Source organism: Heliobacterium chlorum (genome assembly GCF_014502795.1).
Taxonomy (GTDB): Bacteria; Bacillota; Desulfitobacteriia; order Heliobacteriales; family Heliobacteriaceae; genus Heliobacterium; species Heliobacterium chlorum.
Map to the genome: position 1 here is coordinate 1 of NZ_JACVHF010000090.1, position 1,450 is coordinate 1,450.

Annotated in this window: 1 protein-coding gene; it reads right to left on the minus strand. The window is 50.8% G+C overall.

All coding sequences use genetic code 11. The annotated features are described in order from the left end of the window. Positions 1-1,361, minus strand: a 1,361-nt coding sequence (locus H1S01_RS22810; protein WP_188042153.1) for a hypothetical protein, incomplete at its 3' end; no start/stop codon positions are given. Between the last annotated feature and the right edge of the window lie 89 nt (positions 1,362-1,450).

Below are 1,450 nucleotides of genomic sequence, written 5' to 3' on the forward strand. Positions count from 1 at the left end.
CCTTTGATATAGCCGCTAAAACTCTGCCAACCCCCGGCGGCCGTCAGGGTTGTTCCACATGCCGCGTAATAAAATTGATTTGCATGGTCATTCGCCCCGTTTGTATTCATCATCGTAACGCCATCTGCCGCCAGCCCTTCCACGCCGACATAGCAGGCTGTTCCGCCCACCGTTGAGTCCACCGCTTGACGAATTCTCGCCTTAATTACATATAACTTTGTGGGGTCATAAGGGATTGGATTGTTCATCACATACCACACCGTGCCCCCGGCACACCGCAGGCAACTTCCATCCGTTGCCGTCGTATCACTCAGAATGAACTTTGTTACTGTCGAAGACCCGCCCACGTCTATCCATGAATTGTTCATAGTTAAAAATTGATCTTCCGCCAGCGATCCCGCCATCATGTCCCATTGAATTTTAGATTGGTCCGCTTTTCCTAGGTTGGATAGGGTAAACTGCTGCACCCGGCTTCCGCTGCTCGCTGTGGATATAAGAGAAAGCGATCCGTCCGTATTCGCCTGCACGTTGGTCAGGGTTCCGGTTTGGAAATCGGCTTGCGTGTCTTCTATCTTAGTTACGGTATAGGGGATTTGGTCGAAAAATTCTTCTTTGCTTCTCTCAACCTTGTAGGGAAGCTGAACCGTCTGGGTTACAAGCTGATCCCTGAAGTGAATTTCTTCTGTTCCATAAACAAACTTGTTTAGCAGGCTTGTTTCGTTTAATCCGGTCTTCTGGGCACTGACCAGTGCTTGCAACATATCGGGGATTCCCACCAACCGCCCGCCGTAATCCACTTGATACGACCACACATCGGGAGTCAATGGGGTAATGGTCACTTTTTGGATGAGGAAAGTATTTTGAATGCCGCGATCCGGCAGGTCGATGGACACGTACCGACCCGGCACCCATCCCGGCACTTCGGTTTCAAAGCTGCCTCGAACTTTCGGGTTTGCGTTCTGTCGCAGGTCACCCAGTCCCGCCGCTTCCGCTGCCTCAATCGTAGACAGGTCTTTATCGATGATCGCATGTTCATAAACCCCATCTCCGCCCTGCACCGCTGCAAGGGCTTCTTGCGATCCTAGATCGTCCACCGTGGTGATAACGTCTACATCATACTGATAGGTAAACGTCAAGGCCGCCCCATTTACCGGGGTTGCCGTCTGTTTGCAAGCCTTCACATACTTTTCATTGACATTTACCAAAAAGGCTACGCTTGATTCACCATCCACACTTTCCGTCCCCACCGTTACCGCTGCCGCCGATATTTGCATAGTCAAGTTATGAGGCTTGTGGGGAAGGGGCCATGTCCGGGCTGAACCATCCGCTTTAATTTCATAGACGAAGGGATCAGAAAGCATCGTTCCTCCCCTCACATAAATCCGGTTACGCAGCCCGGCAGTATCTATCGAGTGTTTCAGATTTCGAAAGGGAGTTATTATGTTTAGGC